Below are 25091 nucleotides of genomic sequence, written 5' to 3'. Positions count from 1 at the left end.
GAAAAGCACTGGCTAATCTTTTTTAAACTGCCCACATCTTCGGTCTGCACAATAAACGTCAGCGGTAAGCCGCGATGAGGGATATGAAAATGCGCGTTCTGGTCTTGGGTAGCGGCGTCATCGGTACCGCCAGTGCCTATTATCTGGCACGAGCCGGCTTTGAAGTGACGGTCGTGGACCGTCAGCCAGCGCCGGCCATGGAAACCAGTTTCGCCAACGCCGGGCAGGTTTCGCCGGGTTATGCCTCACCGTGGGCCGCACCGGGCGTGCCGCTCAAAGCCATCAAGTGGCTGTTGCAGCGTCACGCGCCATTGGCGATCAAGGCCACTGCCAATATCGACCAATACCTGTGGATGGCGCAGATGCTGCGCAACTGCACCGCCAGCCGTTACGCGGTGAACAAAGAGCGCATGGTGCGTCTGTCCGAGTACAGCCGCGACTGCCTCGACGAATTGCGCGCCGAAACCGGCATTGCCTACGAAGGCCGTAGCCTGGGGACTACCCAGCTGTTCCGCACCCAGGCGCAGCTCGATGGCGCCGCCAAAGACATCGCCGTGCTGAAAGAGTCCGGTGTGCCGTTCGAACTGCTCGACCGTGCCGGCATTGCCCGGGTCGAACCGGCCCTGGCCAGCGTCACCGACATCCTCGCCGGTGCCTTGCGCCTGCCGAACGACCAGACCGGCGACTGCCAGATATTCACCACCCGCCTGGCCGAAATGGCCGTGAAACTGGGTGTGGAGTTCCGTTTCGGCCAGGACATCCAGCGCCTCGACTTCGCCGGTGATCGCATCAACGGTGTGTGGATCGATGGCAAGCTGGAAACCGCCGACCGTTACGTGCTGGCCCTCGGCAGTTACTCGCCGCAGTTGCTCAAGCCGCTGGGCATCAAGGCCCCGGTGTACCCACTCAAGGGTTACTCGCTGACCGTGCCGATCACTAACCCGGCGATGGCCCCGACGTCGACCATTCTCGATGAGACCTACAAGGTCGCGATCACCCGCTTCGACAACCGCATCCGCGTCGGCGGCATGGCTGAAATCGCCGGTTTTGACCTGTCGTTGAACCCGCGCCGGCGCGAAACCCTGGAGATGATCGTCAACGACCTTTATCCTCAGGGCGGCAATCTGCCCGAAGCGAGTTTCTGGACTGGCCTGCGTCCGACCACTCCGGACGGCACGCCGATTGTCGGTGCCACACCGTTCAAAAACCTGTTCTTGAATACGGGCCACGGTACGCTCGGCTGGACCATGGCTTGTGGGTCCGGTCGTTTGCTGGCTGACCTGATGGCCAAGAGAACGCCGCAGATCAGCGCCGAAGGCCTCGATATTTCCCGTTATGGCAACACACTTAAGGAGCCTGCAAAACATGTCAATCCAGCGCCAGCTCACCAATGAGCGCATGAGCCAGATCGTTGTCCATAACGGTACTGTGTATCTGGCAGGACAGGTCGGCGACGACATGAGCGCCGGGATTGAACAGCAGACCCGTGAAGCCCTCGCCAACATCGAGCGTTTGCTGGATCTGGCCGGGACGGACAAGAACCGTCTGCTGTCGGTGACCATTTACCTGAAAGACATCGACGCGCACTTCGCAGGCATGAATTCGGTGTGGGACCAGTGGCTGCCAAAAGGCGTCGCGCCGGCCCGTGCCACGGTCGAATCGAAGCTGTGCGAACCGCAAATCCTGGTCGAGCTGTCGGTCGTTGCCGCGCTGCCATAAACGCTCTGCCATAAATCAAGTCACAAAGATCCCTCTCCCGGCGCTGTTGGTGGTTCACGCTGTCAGCCAGCGCCGGTTTTTTTCCCAATGACCGACTAGAAGTCTGCCGCCATGCGTCCTGCCCGTGCCCTGATCGACCTTCAAGCCCTGCGTCACAACTACCGGATTGCCCGTGAAGTCACGGGTGCCCGTGCCCTCGCGGTGATCAAGGCCGATGCCTATGGCCATGGCGCGGTACGTTGCGCCCAGGCGCTGGAAGCCGAGGCGGACGGCTTTGCCGTGGCGTGTATCGAAGAGGCCCTGGAGCTGCGCGCCGCTGGTATTCGTGCGCCGGTGTTGCTGCTGGAAGGTTTTTTCGAAGCCGATGAGTTGGCGCTGATCGTCGAGCATGACTTCTGGTGTGTGGTGCATTCGTTGTGGCAACTCGAAGCCATCGAAAAAGCCACGCTGAGCAAACCGATTACGGTGTGGCTCAAGCTCGACTCCGGCATGCATCGGGTTGGCCTGCATCCAGCGGATTACCAGGCAGCCTATCAACGGCTGCTGGCCAGCGGCCAAGTGGCGAAGATCGTGTTGATGAGTCACTTCGCCCGCGCCGATGAACTGCACTGCCACGCCAGCGTCGATCAGGTCGCGGTATTCGAAGCGGCGCGTAAGGGTTTGGCGGCCGAAATCAGCCTGCGTAACTCGCCGGCGGTGCTTGGTTGGCCGCAGATTCCGAGCGATTGGGTGCGCCCGGGCATCATGCTCTACGGCGCGACGCCGTTCGAAGAGGCCAATGCCGTGGCGTCTCGCCTGCAACCGGTGATGACCCTGGAATCGAAGGTGATTTGCGTGCGTGAACTGCCGGCCGGCGAGCCGATTGGTTACGGCGCGAAATTCGTCACCCCCAAGCCGATGCGTGTGGGTGTGGTGGCGATGGGGTATGCCGATGGTTATCCGCGTCAGGCTCCGAGCGGCACGCCGGTGCTGGTGGCCGGGCAGCGCAGTCAATTGCTGGGGCGGGTATCGATGGACATGCTCTGCGTCGACCTGACCGACGTGCCGCAAGCCGGCCTCGGTTCGCCCGTCGAGCTATGGGGTAAAAATATCCTCGCCAGTGATGTCGCGACAGCCGCCGACACGATTCCTTATCAGATCTTCTGCAACCTGCGTCGGGTTCCGCTGCTCTATTCCGGGGCCTGACAAACAGCGCTCCCGACCGAAAGTCGCTTCGCCAGGCTGGATTCAGGCGCAAGTGTTGTAAATACTGAACGCTGTCGCCATGATAACGCTCAATATTCTTGCAACCTGAATCCCTGGAGGCTCCAGCATTGGACGTCGGTGAACGACTGCAATCGATCCGTAAGCTCAAAGGTCTTTCCCAGCGTGAGCTCGCCAAACGCGCGGGTGTTACCAACAGCACCATATCGATGATCGAGAAGAACAGCGTCAGCCCCTCGATCAGTTCGCTGAGGAAGGTACTGGGCGGGATTCCCATGTCCATGGTCGAGTTCTTTTCCGAAGAAATCCTGCAGGAAAAGCCGACTCAGATCGTCTACAAGGCCCACGAGCTGATCGATATTTCCGATGGCGCAGTGACCATGAAGCTCGTCGGTCGGGCTCACCCGAGCCGGGCTATCGCGTTCCTCAACGAAATCTACCCGCCAGGCGCCGACACCGGCGAGGAGATGCTCACCCACGAGGGCGAGGAAACCGGGATCCTGGTGGAGGGTCGGCTGGAACTGGTGGTAGGGCTCGAAACATTTGTGCTCGAGGCCGGCGACAGCTACTACTTTGAAAGTACCAAGCCGCACCGTTTCCGGAATCCGTTCGATGCCCCGGCGCGACTAATCAGCGCAGCCACTCCAGCGAATTTCTAAGAGGCACGGCGTCGTGCCCGGATTGCGCAGACGCCCATGCTGTATTCCCGCCTTGTGATAAGACCCCTTCGACTTTGGGGTTGTTTCAGTGTGGCGGGCTTACCGCTATACTTGCGCCCGCCTGCGAACCGTGGCCGCAGGCGTGACTAGCCACCATTGAGGGTGTACGCGTGAACCTAATTATGAAAATGCTGGCCGCACCAGCAACCGTATTGGCCCTTTGGGCAGTCAGCGCACAAGCTGCGACCAACGACGATATCGCTAAACGTCTTGAACCAGTCGGCCAAGTCTGTGTGCAGGGTAAAGAATGCAAGGGGATGGAAGTCGCTGCTTCGGTTGGCGGCGGTGCGTCCAAAACGCCTGACGAAATTATTGCCAAACACTGCAATGCTTGCCATGGCACCGGCCTGTTGGGCGCACCGAAGATCGGTGATGCCGCAGACTGGAAAAAACGTGCCGATAAAGAAGGCGGCACCGCTGCTGGCTTGGCGAAGGTAGCGTTGAGCGGGCTCAATGCGATGCCACCAAAAGGCACATGCAGTGACTGCGAACTGAAAGACCTTGAAGGCGCCATCCAGAAGATGTCTGGCCTGAAATAAGCCTGTTTTCAACGAAAAGCCGCTTGCGAGCGGCTTTTTTGTGCCTGCGATTTGCCTGAGGCTATTCTTTGCAGCAAAGACCCGGCAAGCTCGGTTCAACCCAATTCATGGGTTGGGCGGGAGGATCAGATGGTGCAGTTGTGTTCTATCGAGCAGGCGGTCGATGACGTTCTGGCACGGTTGCCGGCGCATATCCATATGGGCCTGCCGCTGGGGCTGGGCAAACCCAACCACTTCGTCAACGCGCTGTATCAACGCATTGCGCAACTGCCCGAGCGGCAGCTGACGGTCTACACCGCCCTGTGTCTCGGTCGTCCGCCCTTGGGTGATGGCTTGCAAAAGCGCTTCCTCGAACCCTTCATCGAGCGGGTGTTCGGCGATTACCCGGAACTGGATTTCCTCGCCGACCTGCATCGCGACAGCCTGCCGAACAACATCCACATTCATCAGTTTTTCATGCAACCGGGCAGCCTGCTGAACAGCGCCCCGGCCCAGCAGGATTACGTCAGCAGCAATTACAGCCACGCCGCACGGGACATCAATGCCGCCGGTTTGAATCTGGTGGCGCAACTGGTCGCCAGCCACAGCGAACATCCCGATCGCTTGAGTATGAGCTGCAACCCGGACATCACCCTCGACCTGTTGCCGATGATCGCCAAGCGCCGGGCAGCGGGGGAGACGATCCTGATGGTGGGCCAGGTGCACAACGATTTGCCGTACATGCCCGGTGACGCGGAAGTCGGCATCGACACCTTCGACCTGCTGATCGACGCCAAGGACAACACCACGTTGTTCTCCACACCGAACATGCCGGTAGGTTGCCAGGATCATTTCATCGGGCTGCACGCCAGCACGCTGGTGCGCGATGGGGGCACCTTGCAGGTCGGCATCGGCGCCATGGGCGATGCCCTGACGGCGGCGTTACTGGCGCGGCAGGCGGACAGTGACGGTTACAAGGCGTTGCTGGCGGATCTGAATCTCAGCCAGTGGGCGCAGTTGATCGAGCGCGAAGGTGGCGTCGAACCGTTTGCCAAGGGCCTTTATGGTTGCAGCGAAATGTTCGTCAACGGCTTGCTGGTGCTGGCGGACGCCGGGATCGTGCGACGCAAGGTCTACCCGGATGTGCAGACCCAGCAGCAGGCGAACGCCGGGACGCTGAATGAGTCGGCGCAAACCGATGGCATCTCGGTACATGGCGGGTTTTTCCTCGGGCCGCGCAGTTTCTACGAGCGCTTGCGCGAGTTGCCGCAGAGCAAACGGCTCGAATTCAACATGACCCGCATCAGTTACATCAACGAGCTCTACGGTCAGGAAGAGCTCAAACGCTTGCAGCGCCTTGATGCGCGCTTCATCAACACTGTGTTCACCATGACGTTGCTCGGTGCGGGCGTGGCGGATCAGCTCGAAGACGGGCGGGTACTGAGCGGCGTTGGCGGGCAATACAACTTCGTCGCCCAAGGCCATGCGCTGGAAGGCGCGCGTTCGATCCTGCTCCTGCGCAGTTGGCGTGAGTCGGGCGGTGAGGTCAGTTCGAACATCGTCTGGGAATACGGCCATTGCACGATCCCACGGCATCTGCGGGACATCGTCATCACCGAGTACGGCATCGCCGATTTGCGGGGCAAGACCGACGCGGCGGTGATCGAGGCGTTGCTGAACATCAGCGACTCACGCTTCCAGCCGGGGCTGATCGAACAGGCGCAGAACGCTGGCAAATTATCGAAGCATTTTCGCCTCGATCCGCGTTTCGCCGACAACAGCCCGCAGCGTTTACAGGCCATTCAGGCCCGGCATTCGAATCTGTTTCCGGAATATCCGTTGGGCTGTGATTTCACGGCGCAGGAGCGGGATTTATTGCGGGCGCTGAACTGGTTGAAGAGCAAGTTCAAGCTCACGGAGATTCTGGAATTGGGCAAGGCGGCGCTGGATGCGCCAGAACCTTCGCAGTTTCCCGTGCATCTGGAGCGGATGCAGCTGACGAAGCCGGAGGGGTTGAAAGAGGATTTGTTTCAGCGGTTGTTGCTCACCGGCCTCAAAGCCACCGCGCAATAACTGGCAGTCGAAATCAAATGTGGGGGCGAGCCTGCTCGCTCCCACATTGGTTTTTCGGTGTAGTGGCTTTATTCGATGAAGGTTACAACGCCATCCTTCAGCGACTGCACCCGAGCCAACGATTCCACGCGATAACCCTGGGCATCCAGTTCCGCACGGCCACCCTGGAACGACTTCTCGATCACGATGCCCAGACCGGCCACGGTCGCGCCGGCCTGTTTGATGATCGAGATCAGCGCTTGCGAAGCCTTACCGTTGGCCAGGAAGTCGTCGATGATCAGCACGCGGTCGCTGTTGGTCAGGTGACGCGGGGAGATCGCCACAGTGCTTTCGGTCTGCTTGGTGAACGAGTAGACCGTCGCCGACAGCAGGTTTTCAGTCAGGGTCAGGGACTGATGCTTGCGCGCGAAAATCACCGGTACGCCGAGGTTCAGGCCGGTCATGATCGCCGGGGCGATACCCGAGGCTTCGATGGTGACGATCTTGGTGATGCCCGAATCCTTGAACAGCGAGGCGAATTCGTCGCCGATCAGCTTCATCAGGGCCGGGTCGATCTGGTGGTTCAGAAAGGCGTCGACTTTCAGGACCTGGTCGGAAAGCACGATGCCTTCTTCGCGAATTTTCTTGTGCAGTGCTTCCATGAAGCTGTCCTCTGTTGGCGTCTTTTGTGCCGAAGGTCTAAATAAATGTGGCTAATTCTAGCGCTTTAGCATTGCGCGTATATCTGCCAATGCGCTGTTGCCACGAACGGCTTTGACTTCGGTCGGGGTGTCGTCGTTGCCTTCCCAGGCCAGGTCGTCCGGCGGCAGTTCATCGAGGAAGCGGCTGGGCGCGCAGTCGATGATCTCGCCATATTGCTTACGCTTGGCGGCGAAAGTGAAAGCCAGCGTCTGACGCGCTCGGGTAATCCCGACGTAGGCCAGGCGGCGTTCCTCTTCGATGGTGTCGGCTTCGATGCTGGAGCGGTGCGGGAGGATTTCCTCTTCCATGCCCATGATGAACACGTAAGGGAATTCCAGGCCCTTGGAGGCGTGCAAGGTCATCATCTGCACACCTTCGGCGCCATCTTCCTCTTCCTGCTGACGCTCCAGCATGTCGCGCAGCACGAGTTTGCCGATGGCATCTTCGACGGTCATCTCACCGTCTTCGTCTTTCTCCAGCGTGTTCTTCAGTGCCTCGATCAGGAACCAGACGTTACCCATGCGGTAATCGGCGGCCTTGTCACTGGAGCTGTTGGTGCGCAGCCAGTTCTCGTAGTCGATGTCCATGACCATGCTGCGCAGGGCGGAGATCGGGTCTTCGCCGGCGCACTGCTCGCGGACCTTGTCCATGAAGCGCTTGAAGCGCGACAGGCGATCGGTGAAGCGGCTGTCCAGGTGTTCGCCCAGGCCGATTTCGTCGGTGGCGGCGTACATCGAGATTTTTCGCTCGGTGGCGTAGTTGCCCAGCTTCTCCAGGGTGGTCGAACCGATCTCCCGGCGTGGGACGTTGATCACCCGCAGGAAGGCGTTGTCGTCGTCCGGGTTCACGATCAGGCGGAAGTAGGCCATCAGGTCCTTCACTTCCTGGCGTCCGAAAAAGCTGTTGCCGCCGGACAGTCGGTAAGGCACCTGGTGATGTTGCAGCTTCAGCTCGATCAGCTTGGCCTGGTAGTTGCCGCGATACAGAATCGCGAAATCGCTGTAGGGCCGGTCGGTGCGCAAGTGCAGGCTGAGGATTTCCACGGCCACGCGCTCGGCTTCGGCGTCTTCGTTGCGGCAGCGGATCACGCGGATCTCGTCGCCGTGACCCATTTCACTCCACAGCTGCTTTTCGAATTCGTGCGGGTTGTTCGAAATCAGCACGTTGGCGCAGCGCAGGATGCGGCTGGTGGAGCGGTAGTTCTGCTCCAGCATCACCACTTTCAGGGACGGGTAATCGTCCTTGAGCAGCATCAGGTTTTCCGGGCGGGCGCCGCGCCAGGCGTAGATCGACTGGTCGTCGTCGCCTACCACGGTGAACTGGTTGCGTTTGCCGATCAGCAGTTTCACCAGCAAATACTGGCTGGCGTTGGTGTCCTGGTATTCGTCCACCAGCAGGTAGCGGACCTTGTTCTGCCATTTTTCCAGGATGTCGTCGTGTTCCTGGAACAGTTTTACCGGCAGCAGGATCAGGTCGTCGAAGTCCACCGCGTTGAACGCCTTGAGCGTGCGCTGGTAGTGGGTGTAGACGATGGCGGCGGTCTGTTCCTTGGGGTTGCGTGCGTTTTCCAGGGCTTCGGGCGGCAGGATCAGGTCGTTTTTCCAGGCGCCGATCATGTTCTTGATCTCGTCGACGCCGTCGTCGCCCGAGTATTCCTTCTGCATGATGTCGGTCATCAGGGCTTTGACGTCGGTCTCGTCGAAGATCGAGAAGCCCGGTTTATAGCCCAGCCGCACATGTTCCTTGCGGATGATGTTCAGGCCCAGGTTGTGAAAGGTGCACACCGTCAGGCCGCGGCCTTCACCGCCCTTGAGCAGCGTGCCGACCCGTTCCTTCATCTCCCGCGCGGCCTTGTTGGTAAAGGTCATGGCGACGATGTACTGGGCGCGGATGCCGCAGCTCTGGATCAGATGCGCAATTTTGCGGGTGATCACGCTGGTCTTGCCGGAGCCTGCGCCGGCGAGCACCAAAAGAGGGCCGCCGACGTAGCTCACGGCTTCTTGCTGCCGGGGATTGAGTCGGGACATACGAAATCAGGGAGTCGTTAGCGAAATGGGCCGGCATTTTAACAGGCTCAGAGAATTGTGCTGCTCTCTCCGACTTGTGACGCAACACGCGATCTCTATTTGCCGGTTTTGATACTTTCACGCAGGATGCGCAATGAATTCGCGTCTAATGTACGTATTCAAGACTCGAAGTCGTGTTTGATAACCGATGATATTGGGTCATTGGTTACCCGAGCGGCATAATGCGCGCCGCCTACATCTTTGCAGAGTCTAGGGAGCTAGCTTGTCTACGCCTGTCGAACCCTTGCGTTTGCTGCTACTGGCCCAAGAGCCGGCGTGGGCAGCGTTGTTGCGCGAGTGTCTGGCTCCAATGGGGAGTTCGGCAGTGCTGCTCAGCGCGCCGAGCTGGGAGTCGGTCAGCAACTTGTTCGATGACAACCGCAGCGCGGTGTTGTTGACGATTCCTGCTCTGCAGCCAGCACCCGGCCGTTGCAGCCTGCCGACGGTGTTGCTGCTCGAACACGAACCGCTGGCGCCGCCCGACGGTGTGAGCGACTGGCTGGTGCGCAACCTGCTGGATCCCGGCATGTTGCGCCGCTGTCTGCGTCATGTGCGTGAGCGCGGGGTGCTGGAAAACACCTTGCAGCGCCTGGCCGAGCAGGATCCGCTGACCGGCATCGCCAACCGTCAGGGTTTCCAGACCTTGCTGGCGGCGCGTCTGGCGGACAACGACGGCCGCGGCCTGGCCCTCGGTCACCTCGACCTCGACAACTTTCGACACGCCAACGACGCCCTCGGCCATCAGGCAGGCGACCGGTTGATTCTGCAAGTGGTCTCGCGGCTGAAAAGCCAGCTGGAGGCCGGCGATCAACTGGCGCGGCTGGGTAGCGATGAATTCGCCCTGCTGATCGACACCCGCCGCGCCCCTCAGCGCGCTGAATGGATGGCCGAACGGATTACCGAAGCCCTGTCCGAGCCCTACTGGATCGACGGCGAAAGCCTGTTGATCGGTTCCAGTCTCGGCATTGCTCACGCCCGGGCGCAGGCCGGCGCCGACCCGTTGATGTGGCATGCGCACATCGCCATGCAGCAGGCCAAGAGTACTCAAGGCTGCACCTTTCACATCTTCAACGAGCGGATCAATCGCAATGCCCGCAGCATCGCCGACCTTGAAAGTGAGCTGCGTCGGGCCTTGCGTCGCGATGAGCTGGAGTTGCATTACCAGCCACGCCTGAACCTTGCGGACGGCCAGATCGTCGGCCTCGAAGCCTTGGTGCGCTGGCGTCATGGCGAACGCGGTTTGCTGCCCCCCAGCGAATTCGTGCCACTGGCCGAGCAAAGCGGCTTGATCGTGCCGCTGGGTTACTGGGTGATTTCCCGAGCCCTGCGGGACATGCAGGCGTTGCGTGAGCGGGGCCTGCCGGCGCTGCACATGGCGATCAACCTGTCGTTCCGGCAGTTTCAGGACAGCCAGTTACTGTCGACCCTGAGCCGGTTGATTGCCGAGCGTGGCGTCGAGGCGCAATGGCTGGAATTCGAACTGACCGAAACCGCGGTGATGCGTCGCAGTGACCTGGTCAAGCAGACCATGGACGCCCTCGGACGGCTCGGTGTGCGCTTTTCGCTGGACGATTTCGGCACCGGGTTCTCATCGTTCGTGCACCTGAACAGCCTGCCGATCGCCTTGTTGAAGGTCGACAAGAGCTTTGTCGGCGGCATGGAAGAACGGGAAGAGAATCGCAAACTGGTGCACGCCATGATCAACCTGGCGCACAACCTCAACCTCGAAGTGGTTGCCGAAGGGGTGGAAACACCGGAGCAGCTGGATTTGTTGCGCGGATTTGGTTGCGATCAGGAAGGCGGAGTGTCAGTCGATATTGTTGTTAACTGACACTCCGCCTTCGCGGGCAAGCCTCGCTCCTACAGGGTTTAATCAGGCTGGGTGATTTGGAAGCTCGGCTGCGACGATGGCTCGCGCCGAATCATCCGCGTCATCTTCCACTCAAACGCCAGCGTCAGGCTCACCGCCGCACACGCCAGCCCCAGCGCCAACCCCCACCAGACGCCCGTCGGCCCCCAGTTCAGATGGAAGGCCATCCACCAGGCGGCCGGCGCACCAATCAGCCAATAGCAGCCCAAACCTACCAGGAACGTGGTCTTGGCATCCTTGAGTCCGCGAATGCAGCCCATGGCAATGGTTTGCGTGCCGTCGAACAGCTCGAACCACGCCGCCACCGCCAACAAGCTCACGGCCAGTTCGATGACCGGGCGAAACGCCGGGTCGTTGTGGTCGAGGAACAAGCCGATCAACTGATTCGGCAGTAGCCAGAAGACCATCGCAAACCCCAGCATCGACACCGCCCCGAAGGCGATCCCGACTCGTCCGGCCAGCCGCGCATCCAGCAATTGCCCGGCGCCGTAATGCTGGCCGATGCGCATGGTGATCGCGTAGGAAAGCCCCGCCGGCACCATGAACGCCACCGAGACGATTTGCAGGGCGATCTGGTGCGCCGCCAGTTGCGTACTGCCCATGGTGCCCATGCACAGCGCGGCGAAGGCAAACAGGCCGACTTCCACCGCATAGGTGCCGCCAATCGGCAGGCCCAGGCGCCACAATTCCTTCAAGTACTGACGATTGGGCCGCGACAGCCCCTGGCGCAACGGATAAGCGTCATAGGCCGGGTGCCGACGAATGTGCAGCGCGAGCGCCAGCGCCATCAGGTTGGCCACGATCGCTGTGACCAGACCGATGCCCATCAGGCCCATTTTCGGCAGGCCGAACATGCCGGTGATCAACGCATAGTTGAGCAGGAAGTTGGCCACGGTGCCGCCGAGGCTGATGACCATCACCGGCGTCGCCCGGCCGATCGCGCTGGTGAAGCCGCGCAGTGCCATGAAACTCAGGTAGCCGGGCAGGGCGAACGGCAGGATCAACAGAAACTGGCCGGCGGCCTGGACGTTGGTTGCGGTCTGGCCGAACAGCAGCAACACCGGTTTGAGGTTCCACAGCAGCAGACCCGCCACCAGCGCCATCAACCAGGCCAGCCACAAACCGGCCTGGGTCAGCCGCGCTGCGCCGATGATGTCGCCCGCGCCCTGACGGATCGCCACCAGGGTGCCGACCGCCGCGATCACGCCGATGCAGAAGATCGACACGAACGAATACGTCGCCGCGCCCAGACCGCCGCCGGCCAGCGCCTCGGGACTCAGGCGCGCCATCATCAAGGTGTCGGTGAGGACCATCAACATGTGCGCCAACTGCGAGGCAATCAACGGCCCCGCCAGCCGCAGGATGGCCCAGAGTTCAATACGCGCTGGATGCTGCATGATCATCACGCTCGATTGTCAGAGAGAACAGGAAGCGTCGATTCTCGGCGCTCTGCGGGGTTTCCACAAAGGGATAAAAAGGATGGGTAGCATGATTAAAACTCATGCTCGGGACTTTCTGATAAGTTGAGGCAATCGCGCTATAGGAGGTTTCCCAATGTCTCGTCGTCTCCCTCCCTTGTATGCCCTTCGAGCATTCGAAGCGGCGGCGCGGCATAGTTCGTTTACCCGCGCCGCCGAAGAGTTGTCGATCACGCAAAGTGCGGTCAGCCGGCACATTCGTACGCTCGAAGAGCATTTCGCCTGTCGGCTGTTTCATCGCAGCGGGCGCAACCTGCAACTGACCGAATCGGCGCGGCTGATCCTGCCGGGCATTCGCGAAGGCTTCACCGCCCTTGAGCGGGCCTGCAACACCTTGCGCGCCGAGGACGACATCTTGCGCATGAAAGCCCCGTCGACCCTGACCATGCGCTGGCTGTTGGCGCGGCTCAGTCGCTTTCGCCACCTGCGACCGGGGAACGAGGTGCAATTGACCAGCGCCTGGATGGACGTCGATACGGTGGACTTCAACCATGAACCCTTTGACTGCGCCGTCATCCTCAGCAACGGGCATTTTCCACCGGATTGGGAGACGACTTTGCTGTTCCCCGAAGAGTTGATTCCGGTGGGCGCGCCGAATCTGCTGAAGGATCAACCGTGGGACGTTGCGCGCCTGGCCAGCACCGAACTGCTGCACCCGACGCCGGACCGCCGTGACTGGCGCAACTGGCTGGAGCGCATGGGCCTGAGCGATCAGGTCTCGCTCAAGGGCGGGCAGGTGTTCGACACCCTGGAACTGGGCATGATCGCTGCCGCCCGTGGCTACGGCGTGTCCATGGGTGATTTGCTGATGGTGGCGGAGGATGTCGCGCAGGGACGTCTGAGTTTGCCGTGGCCGACGGCCGTCGCCAGTGGTGAGAATTATTACCTGGTCTGGCCGAAAACCCGCCCGGGAGGTGAACGTTTGCGCCGGCTCAGCGATTTCCTGCAAGGCGAAGTCCGGGCCATGGAATTACCGGATGTCGAACGCCTGGGTTGAATCGATGGAGCCGCTGCGATGGCGGCCTTGAGCCATATCCCCGTTAATCACTCAAGTATTCGGCTTTGCCGCCGAAAATCTGCTGATGGAACCTTCGTACCAGGCTCCACGTTTTCCCCTCTATCAGAAATTTAGCCGAGTGCGACGGGATCAGGATGATCCGGCCCACTGGGTCAGGAGCTGTCATGTCTCAACCTCGTGCTCGGATTGCCTCACAGCTGGGTCTTGCGCTTGCCGTGATACTGGCGATTGTCATCAGCGGCAGCACCGTGTTTGCCCTGCGCTCGCTGGACGCCGCCAACCTCGCCACCCGCGAAGAGCACCTGGCCAGCGAGGCGCGGCTGCTGGCCGATCAGCTGAGCACGTTCCACGGCACGTTGCGTGAGAGTACCCAGCGCCTCAGCGGCCTGTTCGAGAAGCGCTTCAGCGCCGGTTTGAGCGTGCATCCGGATGAGCCGGTGACCGTGGCGGGCGTGCAGACCCCGGGCCTGCACCTGGGTGGCGAAGTGTTGAACAACAACTTCAAGGAAGTGGATGAGTTCAAGCAAATGACTGCCGGCGTTGCGACGCTGTTCGTGCGCAGTGGCGAAGACTTCATCCGGGTCAGCACGTCCCTGAGCAAACAGGACGGCACCCGGGCCATCGGCACATTGCTGGATCACGCTCACCCGGCCTATGCGCGCTTGATGGCCGGGCAGAGCTACGTCGGTCGCGCCTTGCTCTTCGAACGGTCCTACATGACTCAGTACACCCCCGTACGCGACAGCGGCGGTAAGGTGATTGCCGTGCTGTTCGTGGGATTCGATTACACCGACGCCCAGAACGCCCAGTTCGAAAACCTCAAGCGCTTCCGCATCGGCCAGACCGGCTCCCTGGCGCTGCTCGACGAGCAGAACAAATGGCTGGTGCCGATCGCCGGTGTGCAAGCGTTGGACGTGGCAGCACCGGCCATCGTCGGTCTGGCCAAGACACCGGGCAAGGGCGATTTCTGGAGCGACACGTCGCAAGACTTCTACAGCATTGCCGTGCCGTTCGAAGGCGGCCCATGGTCGGTGGTGGCGAGCATGCCGAAAGCGGCAATCCGCGCGGTAACCTGGAGCGTCGGCATTCGCCTGGCCATCGGCAGCCTGTTGGCGATGTTGCTTGCGGTGGGTTCGGCGGTCTGGTTGTTGCGCAGCAAACTGGCGCCGCTGGGGGATCTGGTGCGTCAGGCCGAAGCCTTGGGTGCCGGTGATTTGAGCGTGCGCCTGAACGTGTCGAGCAACGACGAAATCGGTCAGTTGGCCCGCGCTTTCAACCAGATGAGCCAGGCCTTGTCGACCATGGTCGAGCACATTCGTAGAGCCTCGGAAGAGGTCAACAGCCGCGCCCAGGCGTTGTCCGGTCTGTCTGGCGGTGCCTATGAAGGGATGGAGCAGCAGTCCGGCGAAATCACCAGCATGGCCGGCGCCGTGGAAGAATTCAGCGCCACCTCGCTGAACATCGCCGACAACATGGGCAACACCCAGCGCCTGGCGCAGGAAAACGCACAGCAAACCCAGATCGGTCGTACGTCGATGGACGAAGCGTCCTCATCCCTGGAGCAAATCGCCGGTGCGCTGAACAGCACCGCGACGGTAATCAACACCTTGGGTCAGCGCTCCCAGGAAATCGGCGGCATCGTCGGGGTGATCACCGCGATCGCCGAGCAAACCAATTTGCTGGCGCTCAACGCTGCCATCGAAGCCGCCCGTGCCGGTGAACAAGGTCGTGGGTTTGCGGTGGTGGCCGATGAGGTGCGCAACCTGGCTTCACGCACTCGCCAGGCCACTGACGAAATTTCCGGGATGATCCAAAGTATCCAGCAGGAAACCGGCAACGCGATCAGCACCATGGAGCAGGGTAACGTGCTGATGCAGGAAGGCTTGTCGCGCAACGCCAACGTCGCCTCAGCCCTGGCGCGAATCGATGAGCAAAGTCGCTCGGCCGGTCAGCAATTCGCCGCCATCACCACCGCGACCCAGGAGCAAAGCAGCACCGCGACCTTGCTCAGCAGCAACCTGCAAAGCATTGCCTTGGCGAACAGTGAGCAGCGGGAAGTGGTGTCGAACCTGGCGGTGACTGCCAAAGAGCTGGAGAAGCTCGCGGCGGACTTGCGGCATGAGGTTGACCGGTTCCGCTGAGGCACCTCCGAAACAGCCATCGCGAGCAGGCTCGCGATGGCATCAACTCGATTCTGCGCGTTATCCACAAGCCCCGTATCGACGATCATTTGGCATTTGCCGTCGTGATCTCGATTTTTATGCTTGCTGAAACGTTTCTTCAAGTTTATAAAAATGGCACAACTCCAAGAAAGGCTGCTGCCATGACCCCGCTCAAACTCTTCGTTGCCCTCAGCGCACTGTCCGCTGCTTCCCACGCCATGGCCTGGGATTACGTCCTGCTCGATACCGACAAAGCCGCCCAGAACTGGCAGATCACCAGCCAGCAACTCGGCGTGAAAACCGACAAGCCCTTCTCCGTGACCCTGCGCACCTTGCATGGCGGTCGGCAGGAGGGCGTCAGCATTGTCGACATCGATAATGGCGCGATGAAACTCTCGGTGGTGCCGACTCGCGGCATGAACGTGCTGCAAGCTTCGGTCGGCAATGTGCGCATGGGCTGGGATTCGCCGGTCAAGGAAGTGGTCAACCCGTCCTTCATCGAACTCAACGGCCGCGGTGGCCTGGGCTGGCTGGAAGGTTTCAATGAACTGGTCACCCGCTGCGGCTACGAATGGGTCGGCCATCCCGGCATGGACAATGGCGAGCTGCTGACCCTGCACGGTCGCGCCGCCAACATCCCGGCCAACAAAGTCACCCTGCACATTGATGAAAAACCGCCATACGCCATCAGCCTGCGCGGTGAACTGAAAGAGCAGGCATTCAAGAAGGTCGACTTCTCCGTCGCGACCGAACTGGTCACCGACCCCGGCAGCGTTGTGTTCGCCCTCAACGACACTCTGACCAACAACGGTGATTATCCGAAGGAATACCAAGCGCTGTATCACAGCAACTTCAGCACCCCGTTCCTGGAGCAGGGCGCCCGCTTCGCCGCGCCGGTGAAGCAGGTGTCGCCGTTCAACGACAAAGCCAAGGGCGATTTGCCGGACTGGCAAACCTACCGCGCACCGACCAAGGACTACGACGAAACGGTTTACAACGTGGTGCCGTATGCCGATGCCAAGGGCGATACGTTGACCGTGCTGCATAACAAGGCCGGCAGCCTGGGTGTCTCGGTCGGCTTCAACACTCAAACACTGCCGGTGTTCTCCCTGTGGAAAAACACCGATACCCAGGGCCAGGGCTATGTTACGGGGCTGGAGCCGGGAACGAGCTTTTCCTATAACCGCCGGTATCAGCGGCCACTGAACCTGGTGCCGACAATTGCGCCGAAGGAACAGAAGCAGTTCCGTATCAGCTACAGCTTGTTGGCGGATAAGGCGGCTGTGGATAAGGCGTTGAAACGGGTGAGCGAGATTCAGGGCGGGCGCGAGACTGAAGTGCGGCAGACGCCGTTGGTTGATCTGACCAAGGGGTGATACGGACTAGAGCGTTGTTGGCCGATATTGCAGCGCTTCGGCCAGGTGTTCGCGTCTGATCCCGTCAGCATGCTCAAGGTCCGCCAGCGTGCGCGCGACCTTGAGCAGTCGATGGGCCGCTCGCAACGACAGCGTTAAACGCTCGCAGGCGGATTCCAGCCAGTTTTCATCGGCTGTGGATAACTTACAGTGCCGGCGTAGGCCTGGCAGGTCGAGGAAGGCATTGGCGCAACCCTGGCGTTTGTGTTGCCGCTCTCTTGCATCAGCAACCAACTCGGCGGCGGTGGCTGTATCGTCGCCGGGTTTCAACGCAGGATTCAACGCCGTGGCCTCCCGAGCAACCGTCAGGTGCAGATCGATGCGGTCCAGCAGCGGCCCCGACAGCTTGTTGCGATAGCGCTGCACCATGTCCGGCGTACAGGAACAACGGCCGCTTGGCTCGCCAAGATATCCACAGGGGCAGGGATTCATCGCAGCCACCAATTGAAAGCGCGCCGGAAAGCGTACGCGGTCCTTGGCGCGGGAAATCACGATGTGGCCGGATTCCAATGGCTCTCTCAACACCTCCAATACCTTGCGATCAAACTCTGGAAGCTCATCGAGGAACAACACGCCATGGTGGGCGAGGGTGATTTCGCCGGGTTGCGGTTTCGAGCCGCCACCCACCAGTGCCGGGCCTGAGGCGGAGTGGTGTGGCTGTCGGAAGGGACGCTGTGGCCAATGACTCAACGGCACACAACTGGCGACCGATTGAATCGCCGCGACTTCCAGTGCTTCGCTCTCGGCCAATGGCGGTAACAACCCCGGCAGACGACTCGCCAACAACGTTTTCCCCGTCCCCGGCGGACCGCTGAACAGCAGGTTATGAGCCCCCGCCGCTGCAATCAGCAAGGCTCGCTTGGCCGCAAGTTGTCCCTGAACTTCATTCAAGTCGGGATAGGGTTTGCTGGCGTAGAGCAAACCGTTGGAAGCGTAGGGTTCGATGGGCGTGTGACCATTGAAATGCGCGACCGCTTGAAGCAGATGATCCACCGCAATCACCTTCAACCCCGACGCCAGGCAGGCTTCTTCAGCGTTCGCTCGCGGGACTACCAGCGTGCGCCCGGCCTTGCGCGCCGCCAGCGCCGCCGGCAACACCCCGCGAACCGCACGCACCGCGCCCGACAGCGCCAGCTCTCCCAGGCACTCCACGTCATCCAGCGTCAACGTTGGCACCTGCACACTGGCCGATAGAATCCCCAGGGCAATCGCCAGATCGAACCGCCCGCCATCCTTCGGCAAATCGGCAGGGGCGAGATTCAAGGTGATGCGCCGTGCCGGAAATTGCAGGCCGGAATTGATGATCGCGCTGCGTACCCGGTCCTTGCTTTCCTTCACCGCCGCCTCGGGCAGCCCGACCATGGTCAGCGACGGCAAGCCGTTAGCCAGATGCACTTCGACGGTGACGGCGGGCGCATCCACGCCGACTTGGGCGCGGCTGTGGACGATGGATAGGGACATGGTCGTTCCTTGAGCTGACGGGGGCCGCTTCCTGCGGGTTTTTGAAGGGTAGTCGTGGGCAGATGATTTAGCGTTGTGGCGGAGTAACCAAACTTTCGCAGGATGTTGCTGGGCGAGCTGATTCCAGTCAGTTAAGTCGTAACGCAATCTGTACCAGCCTTCGGCAGCTGCTACACAGGTTACGTCGCGGCTGGTATTTGGGCGTAATCAACTGAGGAGCTAGTTTTTTTGTAGGACCGGGCCTGGATAGATGAAGGACTTCGGTGAAAGAGCTCGGACGCTCTTGTCGGATCGGGGTGGCTGCTTATGATCACAGTTGATCAAGCCCTCAGGAGGGGAGATGAGCAATTCTGGAATGCGGCCGATTCATCCTGGCGAAATCCTTGAAAAGGAGTTTCTTGAGCCAATGGGCATTACGGCGGCTGGTTTGGCTAGCTCGTTGAATGAGGTTGGAGATGAGGTGAGTGCCCTTGTGATGCAGGAGAGCGATGTAGGCCCTGATCTTGCCGAGAGGCTTTCCATTTACCTGAACACCACGCCCGAACTCTGGCTAAACCTGCAATCGACCTACGATCAGCGCAGGGCCGAAATCGAGCGTGGTTGAGCTTCGGGTGCTTGCATCACCCGCGAAGCACGCTTCCACCAAGAGGCATTGAGCGGACGGCGGCGGAGGAAGTTGCCGGGATGTTCGCGGGGCTTAAGATCAAAAGATCGCAGCCTTCGGCAGCTCCTACGGGGTGGTTGTTCCAGCGCGGGGCGGCTGGAACACCGTGGTGACTCTAATCGCGAGCAGGCTCGCCCCCACAGTAGATCCCATTGCCATGGGAACCGGCGGGGTTATTCGGTGGGTGGATTGAGCTTCGCTTCCAGCTCCGCCACTTTCGCTTCAAGGCTCTCCAACCGGGCGCGTGTCCGTGCGAGCACGACCATCTGGCTGTCGAATTCTTCACGGCTTACCAGATCCAGTTTGCTGAAGCCGCTTTGCAGCAGGGCCTTGAACTGGCTTTCGATTTCGCTTTTCGGCAGTGGGGTGTCGCCGCTGAAGAGGCGGGAGGCGGTGCCGCTCAGGGCGTCGAGGAAGTCTTTGGGCGCGAGCATGGGAAATGTCCTGTCAACAATGGCGGGCAGTGTACCACGCAGTGTCTATAGTCAATCTCGAAGGCTGGGATGCACGCTTTTCGCGCATGCGAGTGGAGAGCCACGCACTGTTGTTGTGCGTAACCGTGGCGTCAATCGGCTGGAGAGGCCTGCGTTAGCGGCCAAGGGCTTGAAATCAATGGCTTTTGGATAGATGGCAAGCTTTCTGCTTAGTCGCTGGTGACCCATGCACTGATGCAGTCGCTGTGACGAATGCAGTGCGCCAAGCGGAACGGGGGAAGTTTCGTGCGGAGTGGTTAGCTGGCGTCGGACGGGCAGGTAAAGCCGACGATGCGTTACAAAGCCAGGCACTGCGCTTAGACTTGAGTCGGGTTTGTTTTCCTGGGGCAAGTCCACCAATTCGGGAGAGAGTTTTCATGAAGCTAGTCACTGCCATCATCAAGCCGTTCAAACTGGACGACGTGCGCGAGTCGCTGTCCGAGATCGGCGTGCAGGGCATTACCGTTACTGAGGTCAAAGGCTTCGGTCGGCAGAAGGGTCACACCGAGCTGTATCGCGGCGCGGAGTACGTGGTCGATTTTCTGCCTAAGGTGAAGATCGATGTCGCCATTGACGACAAGGATCTGGACCGGGTTATCGAGGCGATAACCAAGGCCGCCAACACCGGCAAGATCGGTGACGGCAAGATCTTCGTGGTCAATCTGGAACAGGCGATTCGCATCCGTACCGGCGAAACCGATACCGACGCAATCTAAGCCGCCACAAACCCAACGCCCCAGGAGAAAACAAAATGACTCTGCGTAAATTCGCAGGGCTAGGAGCCCTGTTGTCCATCGTAATGCCTGGCCTGGCCATGGCGGCAGATCCGGTGGCGCCTCCAGTCCTCAATTCCGGCGATACCGCCTGGATGATGACCTCGACAGCCCTTGTGCTGTTCATGACCATCCCCGGCCTCGCGCTGTTCTACGGCGGCATGGTTCGTTCCAAAAACGTTCTTTCGTTGATGATGCAATGCTTCGCCATTACCGGCCTGGTCACCATCCTGTGGTTCCTTTACGGCTACAGCATGGCGTTTGACACAACGGGTATGGAAGCTAACGTCGTCAACCTCAATTCGTTTGTCGGCAGCTTCGCCAAGGCATTCCTCGCCGGCATCACGCCTGCCAGTATTACCGGCCCCGCGGCGCTGTTTCCCGAGGCGGTGTTTGTCACCTATCAGATGACCTTCGCCATCATCACCCCCGCGCTGATCGTCGGTGCTTTCGCCGAGCGGATGAAGTTCTCCGCAATGCTGGTGTTCATGGGGATCTGGTTCACCCTGGTTTACGCGCCGATTGCGCACATGGTCTGGAGCGGTCCGGGTTCGCTTTTGGGCGACTGGGGCGTGCTCGACTTCGCAGGCGGTACCGTGGTGCACATCAACGCCGGTGTGGCCGGGCTGATCGCCTGTCTGGTACTGGGCAAGCGTAAAGGCTTCCCAACCACCCCGATGGCTCCGCACAACCTCGGCTATACCCTGATGGGTGCCGCGATGCTCTGGGTTGGCTGGTTCGGTTTCAACGCCGGTTCCGCTGCCGCAGCCAACGGCACTGCCGGTATGGCCATGCTGGTGACTCAGATCGCTACCGCCGCCGCAGCCTTGGGCTGGATGTTTGCCGAGTGGCTGACCCACGGTAAACCGAGCGCACTGGGTATCGCTTCGGGCGTGGTGGCCGGTCTGGTTGCGATCACTCCGGCGGCGGGTACCGTTGGCCCGATGGGCTCGATGATCATCGGTCTGGCAGCGGGCGTGGTGTGCTTCTTCTGCGCCACGACTCTGAAACGCAAAATGGGTTACGACGACTCCCTCGACGCTTTTGGCGTGCACGGTATCGGCGGTATCCTCGGCGCGATCCTGACGGGTGTGTTCGCTGCACCGTCCCTGGGTGGTTTCGGCACCGTCACCGACATCGCGGCTCAAGTCTGGATTCAGTGCAAAGGCGTGGGCTTCACGGTGATCTACACCGCGATCGTCACCTTCATCATCCTCAAGGTGCTGGACGCTGTCATGGGTCTGCGCATCACCGAGGAAGAAGAAGCAGTCGGCATCGATCTGGCGCTGCACAACGAACGCGGCTACAACTTGTAAGCACGCCTATAAAAAATGCCCGGCTTGCCGGGTATTTTTTTGTCTTGATTTTGTCAGTGAAGGAAAGGCTGAAAGGTTTTTTCATACACGTTCAGGGGCGTTTACAACGGGTGTTTTTCTGCGGCCAATGGCTTACACGATTGAAGGAATATTAGGGCCTTTGTTTTTTCCCAGAGCGCGCTAGAATGCGCCCCGAACGTGCGGAGAACTGTATGTGGCAACAGACTCTGATTACCCTGCGGGCACGGCCCCGGGGCTTTCATCTGGTAACGGACGAGTTACTCGCCGGCTTGCCTGAACTCAAGGCGTGTCGGGTCGGTCTGTTGCATTTGTGGCTACAGCATACCTCGGCGTCGTTGACCATCAACGAGAACGCCGATCCGGCGGTACGTCGCGACTTCGAACGATTTTTCAATCGTCTGATCCCACAAGGAACGGACGACTATGAGCATAACGACGAAGGCCAGGACGACCTCCCGGCGCACTTCAAGGCCAGCGTACTTGGCTGTCAGCTCAGTTTGCCGATCTCGGCAGGCCGACTGGCGTTGGGAACCTGGCAAGGCGTTTATCTGGGCGAGCACCGTGATCATGGCGGTGCCCGTAAAGTCCTCGCCACCGTGCACGGTGAAGGGGAATAAACCGCTGGTCACCAGCGGTGGTTGAATTTTTTCCGGCGGCCTTCGACAGAAGGCAAAGCTGGGCTATAACTAATCTGCTTTTCGCAAGTCATGAGGTAGAACATGAGCGACGATGATCTGGAAAACGACGACCTCGAAGTAGGCGACGACGACGAAACCGAAGAAGGCCTGGAAGCGGCGGCTGAAGACGTCGCTGAAGACGACGGCGGTGATGTGCCCGTTCCGACTGCCAAAGGCAAAGCCAAGGCAGCGGTATCGGTCGATGAGCTGCCGAGCGTTGAAGCCAAGAACAAGGAACGCGATGCCCTGGCCAAGGCCATGGAAGAGTTTCTGGCACGGGGCGGCAAGGTGCAGGAAGTGGAGGCCAATGTGGTCGCCGATCCTCCCAAGAAGCCTGATAACAAGTACGGCAGCCGGCCTATCTAAGCGCCTGCTTCCTGCTTGCTGAAAAAAGCCCGCCGTCGCTGCGGGCTTTTTCATGGGTGAAAATCAAAAGATCGCAGCACCTCAAATATCGACTGAGTTCCAGCGGGCGAGCAGTGCAGGCAACTCGGTCAAACTGCGAATCTCGGCATCCGGCGCCTTCTCGGCTTCCCACACTTTGCCCGCCGGGTTAAACCAGATCGCTCGCAACCCCGCCTGCTGTGCTCCGGCAATGTCATCGCCAGGATGATCGCCGATATGCACCGCGGTTTCGGCGGTCGCGCCGCCCCGTTGCAACGCTTCATGAAACAGTCGCGCATCCGGTTTGGCGATGCCGATGTCTTCGGCGCACAGGGCAAACCTGAAGTAATCCGCCAGGCCCAGTCGGCGCACATCGGCGTTGCCGTTGGTCACTACACCGAGGGCGTAGTGCTTGGCGAGTGTCTCCAGCGTCGGCTCGACTTCGGGGAAAACTTCCAATTGATGCCGGGCATGCAGAAACACTTCAAAACTTTGATCAGCCAGGTCTGAGGCTTGACCATGGTCGTAACCAGCCTCTTCCAGAGCATGAAAAAGTACCCGCCGACGCAGCGCACTGATTCGGTGCTTGAGGTTCGGCTCGTTGCTCAACACCCGCTCGCGAATCGACCACAAATGCTCCACCGGCACCGCGCCCAGGTTCGGCGCATGCTCGGTCAGCCATTCACGCAATATGGCTTCGGCGCTGGCGATTACCGGGGCGGTGTCCCACAGGGTGTCGTCGAGGTCGAAGGTGATCAGTTGGATGGTCATGAATCATCGCCTTTAATGCGTTTGGCCCGTGGATGGGCGCTGTCGTAGACCGTCGCCAGGTGCTGGAAGTCCAGATGGGTGTAGATTTGGGTGGTCTTGATGTCTGAGTGGCCGAGTAGCTCTTGCACGGCGCGCAAGTCCTGAGAGGACTCCAGCAAATGGCTGGCGAAAGAGTGTCGCAACATGTGCGGGTGCAGGTTCTGCCCCAGCTCGCGCTCGCCGGCGGCCTTGACTCGCACCTGAATCGCCCGAGGACCGAGGCGCCGACCTTGCTGGCTGACAAACACTGCGTCGTCCGCCGGGTTGGTCATGGCCCGCAACGGCAGCCACAGTTCCAGTGCTTCGCGAGCCTTTTTACCCACTGGCAACAGCCGGGTCTTGCTGCCTTTACCGAGGACCTGGACCATGCCGTCAGCCAGGTCCAGCTGATCGAGGTTGAGCCCGGTCAGCTCCGAAAGCCGCAAGCCGGAGGAGTAGAACAACTCCAGAATCGCCTGATCCCGACGGGCCAGAAAATCATCCTCCACCGCGCCTTCCAGCAGTTGCAGCGCACGGTCGGTGTCGAGGGTTTTCGGCAGACGACGCTCGCCTTTGGGCGGTGCCAGGCCGTTGGCCGGATCGTGGTCGCACAGGCCTTCGCGGTTCAGATAATGATAGAGCCCGCGCACCGCCGACAGTAGCCGTGCCAGGCTGCGGGACGATTGGCCTTGTGCATGCAGACGGGCGATCAGGCTGCGCAGCCGCTGGATATCCAGTGCGGCCCAGCTGCCGATGTTCTGTTTGACGCACCAGCCAAGCACTTTATCGAGGTCGCGGCGGTAGGCGTACAGCGTATGCGGCGACACTTGCCGCTCACTGCGCAGGTGTTCGCAGTAAGCGTCCAGTTGCCGTTCCACGATCAGCGTACCGAGCGCAGGGAGTTGTTGACCCGTGGCAGTACGCGGCCCATGACTTCGGCGATGTAGCTGAGGAACAATGTGCCCACCGAACTCTTGTAGTGCTGCGGATCGCGGCTGGCGATGGCCAGAACACCGTGGATGCCCTGGTGGCTGATGGCGACGACGGCGGTGGAGCCGATCTGCTTGCGCTGTTCTTCGCCGAACAGGAAGTCCAGTTCATGCTCACGCAGGCTGCCGCAGACGCTCTTGTCTTCCGAGAGCAGGCCGCCGATGGCCGTTTGTGCGTCGGCGTGGGTGACCCAGCGGCCTACCGGCATCGGGTTGTCGCCCAGCAGGATCAGGCTGACGAAGGGCACCTGAAAGTCCTGGCGCAGGCTGTCTTCGACGCCGATCACCACGTCTTCCAGGCTGGTCGCATCCATCAACGTGAGAATCAGGCGGCGGGTCTTGTCGAACAGGCGATCGTTGTCGCGGGCCACGTCCATCAAGTGCGAGAGACGATGACGCAACTCGATGTTGCGATCGCGCAGAATTGTCATCTGGCGTTCGACCAGCGAAATGGTGTCGCCGCGCTGGTGCGGAATGCGCAGGGCCGGGAGCAGTTCTTCATGCTCGATGAAGAAATCCGGATGAGCCTCCAGGTACGCGGCAATCGCCGCCGCCTCAAGGCTTTCGGAAGGGGATTCGTCGGGCTGTAGGGCGGGAACCTGGGGCTTGTCGGTCATGGATT

22 protein-coding genes and 1 pseudogene are annotated in these 25091 nt (G+C 60.5%); 15 read left to right on the top strand and 8 right to left on the bottom strand.

Annotated elements, in window-relative coordinates; genetic code table 11:
* Nucleotides 1-89 precede the first annotated feature (89 nt).
* The 6 genes from dadA (at nucleotide 90) to AC1DIS_RS07355 (ending at nucleotide 6232) form a co-directional block, all read left to right on the top strand.
* Nucleotides 90-1394 (top strand): D-amino acid dehydrogenase, encoded by a 1305-nt coding sequence (gene dadA / locus AC1DIS_RS07380; RefSeq protein WP_064621369.1) that lies wholly within the window; start codon nucleotides 90-92, stop codon nucleotides 1392-1394.
* Complete coding sequence (locus tag AC1DIS_RS07375) at nucleotides 1366-1719, top strand: RidA family protein (protein ID WP_018927502.1); 354 nt, start codon at nucleotides 1366-1368, stop codon at nucleotides 1717-1719. Before dadA ends, AC1DIS_RS07375 begins: the two co-directional genes overlap by 29 nt.
* A gap of 111 nt (nucleotides 1720-1830) precedes the next feature.
* Entirely contained in the window at nucleotides 1831-2904 is a 1074-nt protein-coding gene (alr, locus tag AC1DIS_RS07370) for an alanine racemase (protein ID WP_018927503.1), read from the top strand.
* A 128-nt stretch (nucleotides 2905-3032) separates the two neighbouring features.
* Nucleotides 3033-3581: a cupin domain-containing protein gene (locus tag AC1DIS_RS07365; protein WP_018927504.1), complete on the top strand. Its 549-nt coding sequence runs from the start codon at nucleotides 3033-3035 to the stop codon at nucleotides 3579-3581.
* A 170-nt stretch (nucleotides 3582-3751) separates the two neighbouring features.
* A complete protein-coding gene (locus AC1DIS_RS07360; RefSeq protein ID WP_081625748.1) occupies nucleotides 3752-4180 on the top strand; it encodes a c-type cytochrome in 429 nt (142 codons plus the stop codon).
* Nucleotides 4181-4309: 129 nt separating this feature from the next.
* On the top strand, nucleotides 4310-6232 hold the full coding sequence (locus AC1DIS_RS07355) for an acetyl-CoA hydrolase/transferase C-terminal domain-containing protein (RefSeq protein ID WP_477743569.1): 1923 nt from the start codon (nucleotides 4310-4312) through the stop codon (nucleotides 6230-6232).
* A 68-nt stretch (nucleotides 6233-6300) separates the two neighbouring features.
* Here the strand turns inward: AC1DIS_RS07355 and AC1DIS_RS07350 are convergent, their stop codons facing one another.
* Nucleotides 6301-6873 carry a xanthine phosphoribosyltransferase gene (locus tag AC1DIS_RS07350; RefSeq protein WP_477743570.1) on the bottom strand — a complete coding sequence of 191 codons (573 nt, stop codon included), beginning with the start codon at nucleotides 6871-6873 and terminating at the stop codon, nucleotides 6301-6303.
* Between the two features lie 57 nt (nucleotides 6874-6930).
* A complete protein-coding gene (rep, locus tag AC1DIS_RS07345) occupies nucleotides 6931-8940 on the bottom strand; it encodes a DNA helicase Rep (RefSeq protein WP_018927510.1) in 2010 nt (669 codons plus the stop codon).
* 262 nt (nucleotides 8941-9202) lie between these two features.
* Between rep and AC1DIS_RS07340 the strand changes: the two are divergent.
* A pseudogene (locus AC1DIS_RS07340) lies at nucleotides 9203-10783 on the top strand (putative bifunctional diguanylate cyclase/phosphodiesterase); the annotation flags it as partial.
* 65 nt (nucleotides 10784-10848) lie between these two features.
* Here AC1DIS_RS07340 and AC1DIS_RS07335 read toward each other — a convergent pair.
* Nucleotides 10849-12246, bottom strand: coding sequence for a NorM family multidrug efflux MATE transporter (locus AC1DIS_RS07335; RefSeq protein WP_018927512.1), 1398 nt, complete (start codon nucleotides 12244-12246; stop codon nucleotides 10849-10851).
* Nucleotides 12247-12403: 157 nt separating this feature from the next.
* On the opposite strand from AC1DIS_RS07335, the gene AC1DIS_RS07330 reads away from it, so the two are divergent.
* The 3 genes from AC1DIS_RS07330 to AC1DIS_RS07320 all read left to right on the top strand — a co-directional run bounded on the left by AC1DIS_RS07330 (nucleotide 12404) and on the right by AC1DIS_RS07320 (nucleotide 16883).
* Nucleotides 12404-13324: a LysR substrate-binding domain-containing protein gene (locus tag AC1DIS_RS07330; protein ID WP_019580487.1), complete on the top strand. Its 921-nt coding sequence runs from the start codon at nucleotides 12404-12406 to the stop codon at nucleotides 13322-13324.
* Between the two features lie 185 nt (nucleotides 13325-13509).
* Nucleotides 13510-15486, top strand: a complete 1977-nt coding sequence (locus AC1DIS_RS07325) for a methyl-accepting chemotaxis protein (RefSeq protein ID WP_477748469.1) — start codon at nucleotides 13510-13512, stop codon at nucleotides 15484-15486.
* 182 nt (nucleotides 15487-15668) lie between these two features.
* Complete coding sequence (locus AC1DIS_RS07320) at nucleotides 15669-16883, top strand: aldose 1-epimerase family protein (protein ID WP_018927517.1); 1215 nt, start codon at nucleotides 15669-15671, stop codon at nucleotides 16881-16883.
* 6 nt (nucleotides 16884-16889) lie between these two features.
* Here the strand turns inward: AC1DIS_RS07320 and AC1DIS_RS07315 are convergent, their stop codons facing one another.
* The gene (locus AC1DIS_RS07315) at nucleotides 16890-18383 is read right to left on the bottom strand and encodes a YifB family Mg chelatase-like AAA ATPase (RefSeq protein ID WP_477748470.1); all 1494 of its coding nucleotides are present in this window, start codon (nucleotides 18381-18383) and stop codon (nucleotides 16890-16892) included.
* A 340-nt stretch (nucleotides 18384-18723) separates the two neighbouring features.
* Here AC1DIS_RS07315 and AC1DIS_RS07310 point away from each other — a divergent pair, with 340 nt between their 5' ends.
* Complete coding sequence (locus tag AC1DIS_RS07310) at nucleotides 18724-18987, top strand: HigA family addiction module antitoxin (RefSeq protein ID WP_018927527.1); 264 nt, start codon at nucleotides 18724-18726, stop codon at nucleotides 18985-18987.
* A 233-nt stretch (nucleotides 18988-19220) separates the two neighbouring features.
* Here the strand turns inward: AC1DIS_RS07310 and AC1DIS_RS07305 are convergent, their stop codons facing one another.
* Nucleotides 19221-19481 carry an accessory factor UbiK family protein gene (locus AC1DIS_RS07305; RefSeq protein ID WP_008007559.1) on the bottom strand — a complete coding sequence of 87 codons (261 nt, stop codon included), beginning with the start codon at nucleotides 19479-19481 and terminating at the stop codon, nucleotides 19221-19223.
* A gap of 416 nt (nucleotides 19482-19897) precedes the next feature.
* Between AC1DIS_RS07305 and glnK the strand changes: the two genes are divergently transcribed.
* The 4 genes from glnK (at nucleotide 19898) to sutA (ending at nucleotide 22673) form a co-directional block, all read left to right on the top strand.
* The gene (gene glnK / locus AC1DIS_RS07300) at nucleotides 19898-20236 is read left to right on the top strand and encodes a P-II family nitrogen regulator (RefSeq protein ID WP_002555808.1); all 339 of its coding nucleotides are present in this window, start codon (nucleotides 19898-19900) and stop codon (nucleotides 20234-20236) included.
* Nucleotides 20237-20271: 35 nt separating this feature from the next.
* Nucleotides 20272-21609, top strand: a complete 1338-nt coding sequence (locus tag AC1DIS_RS07295) for an ammonium transporter (RefSeq protein WP_018927528.1) — start codon at nucleotides 20272-20274, stop codon at nucleotides 21607-21609.
* Nucleotides 21610-21821: 212 nt separating this feature from the next.
* Nucleotides 21822-22247 carry a secondary thiamine-phosphate synthase enzyme YjbQ gene (locus AC1DIS_RS07290; protein WP_018927529.1) on the top strand — a complete coding sequence of 142 codons (426 nt, stop codon included), beginning with the start codon at nucleotides 21822-21824 and terminating at the stop codon, nucleotides 22245-22247.
* A gap of 102 nt (nucleotides 22248-22349) precedes the next feature.
* Entirely contained in the window at nucleotides 22350-22673 is a 324-nt protein-coding gene (gene sutA, locus AC1DIS_RS07285; RefSeq protein ID WP_018927530.1) for a transcriptional regulator SutA, read from the top strand.
* An 81-nt stretch (nucleotides 22674-22754) separates the two neighbouring features.
* Here the strand turns inward: sutA and AC1DIS_RS07280 are convergent, their stop codons facing one another.
* The 3 genes from AC1DIS_RS07280 to AC1DIS_RS07270 are packed head-to-tail and all read right to left on the bottom strand — an operon-like array spanning nucleotide 22755 to nucleotide 25086.
* A complete protein-coding gene (locus AC1DIS_RS07280) occupies nucleotides 22755-23462 on the bottom strand; it encodes an HAD family hydrolase (RefSeq protein ID WP_019650117.1) in 708 nt (235 codons plus the stop codon).
* The gene (gene xerC / locus AC1DIS_RS07275) at nucleotides 23459-24358 is read right to left on the bottom strand and encodes a tyrosine recombinase XerC (protein ID WP_018927532.1); all 900 of its coding nucleotides are present in this window, start codon (nucleotides 24356-24358) and stop codon (nucleotides 23459-23461) included. Before xerC ends, AC1DIS_RS07280 begins: the two co-directional genes overlap by 4 nt.
* 2 nt (nucleotides 24359-24360) lie before the next feature.
* Nucleotides 24361-25086: a DUF484 family protein gene (locus AC1DIS_RS07270; protein WP_007941280.1), complete on the bottom strand. Its 726-nt coding sequence runs from the start codon at nucleotides 25084-25086 to the stop codon at nucleotides 24361-24363.
* Nucleotides 25087-25091 lie beyond the last annotated feature (5 nt).

The sequence above is a fragment of the Pseudomonas sp. 05N433 genome (assembly GCF_056396925.1).
Note: the sequence above shows the minus strand (reverse complement) of the source record. Positions and strands in the feature narration are given on the sequence as shown.

What these genes read in the sequence shown, in the direction of transcription:
- dadA (WP_064621369.1), top strand. Translation starts at nt 90, where the DNA reads ATGCGCGTTCTGGTCTTGGGTAGCGGCGTCATCGGTACCGCCAGTGCC.
- AC1DIS_RS07375 (WP_018927502.1), top strand. Translation starts at nt 1,366, where the DNA reads ATGTCAATCCAGCGCCAGCTCACCAATGAGCGCATGAGCCAGATCGTT.
- alr (WP_018927503.1), top strand. Translation starts at nt 1,831, where the DNA reads ATGCGTCCTGCCCGTGCCCTGATCGACCTTCAAGCCCTGCGTCACAAC.
- AC1DIS_RS07355 (WP_477743569.1), top strand. Translation starts at nt 4,310, where the DNA reads ATGGTGCAGTTGTGTTCTATCGAGCAGGCGGTCGATGACGTTCTGGCA.
- AC1DIS_RS07350 (WP_477743570.1), bottom strand. Translation starts at nt 6,873, where the DNA reads ATGGAAGCACTGCACAAGAAAATTCGCGAAGAAGGCATCGTGCTTTCC.
- rep (WP_018927510.1), bottom strand. Translation starts at nt 8,940, where the DNA reads ATGTCCCGACTCAATCCCCGGCAGCAAGAAGCCGTGAGCTACGTCGGC.
- AC1DIS_RS07335 (WP_018927512.1), bottom strand. Translation starts at nt 12,246, where the DNA reads ATGCAGCATCCAGCGCGTATTGAACTCTGGGCCATCCTGCGGCTGGCG.
- AC1DIS_RS07330 (WP_019580487.1), top strand. Translation starts at nt 12,404, where the DNA reads ATGTCTCGTCGTCTCCCTCCCTTGTATGCCCTTCGAGCATTCGAAGCG.
- AC1DIS_RS07325 (WP_477748469.1), top strand. Translation starts at nt 13,510, where the DNA reads ATGTCTCAACCTCGTGCTCGGATTGCCTCACAGCTGGGTCTTGCGCTT.
- AC1DIS_RS07320 (WP_018927517.1), top strand. Translation starts at nt 15,669, where the DNA reads ATGACCCCGCTCAAACTCTTCGTTGCCCTCAGCGCACTGTCCGCTGCT.
- AC1DIS_RS07315 (WP_477748470.1), bottom strand. Translation starts at nt 18,383, where the DNA reads ATGTCCCTATCCATCGTCCACAGCCGCGCCCAAGTCGGCGTGGATGCG.
- AC1DIS_RS07310 (WP_018927527.1), top strand. Translation starts at nt 18,724, where the DNA reads ATGAGCAATTCTGGAATGCGGCCGATTCATCCTGGCGAAATCCTTGAA.
- AC1DIS_RS07305 (WP_008007559.1), bottom strand. Translation starts at nt 19,481, where the DNA reads ATGCTCGCGCCCAAAGACTTCCTCGACGCCCTGAGCGGCACCGCCTCC.
- glnK (WP_002555808.1), top strand. Translation starts at nt 19,898, where the DNA reads ATGAAGCTAGTCACTGCCATCATCAAGCCGTTCAAACTGGACGACGTG.
- AC1DIS_RS07295 (WP_018927528.1), top strand. Translation starts at nt 20,272, where the DNA reads ATGACTCTGCGTAAATTCGCAGGGCTAGGAGCCCTGTTGTCCATCGTA.
- AC1DIS_RS07290 (WP_018927529.1), top strand. Translation starts at nt 21,822, where the DNA reads ATGTGGCAACAGACTCTGATTACCCTGCGGGCACGGCCCCGGGGCTTT.
- sutA (WP_018927530.1), top strand. Translation starts at nt 22,350, where the DNA reads ATGAGCGACGATGATCTGGAAAACGACGACCTCGAAGTAGGCGACGAC.
- AC1DIS_RS07280 (WP_019650117.1), bottom strand. Translation starts at nt 23,462, where the DNA reads ATGACCATCCAACTGATCACCTTCGACCTCGACGACACCCTGTGGGAC.
- AC1DIS_RS07270 (WP_007941280.1), bottom strand. Translation starts at nt 25,086, where the DNA reads ATGACCGACAAGCCCCAGGTTCCCGCCCTACAGCCCGACGAATCCCCT.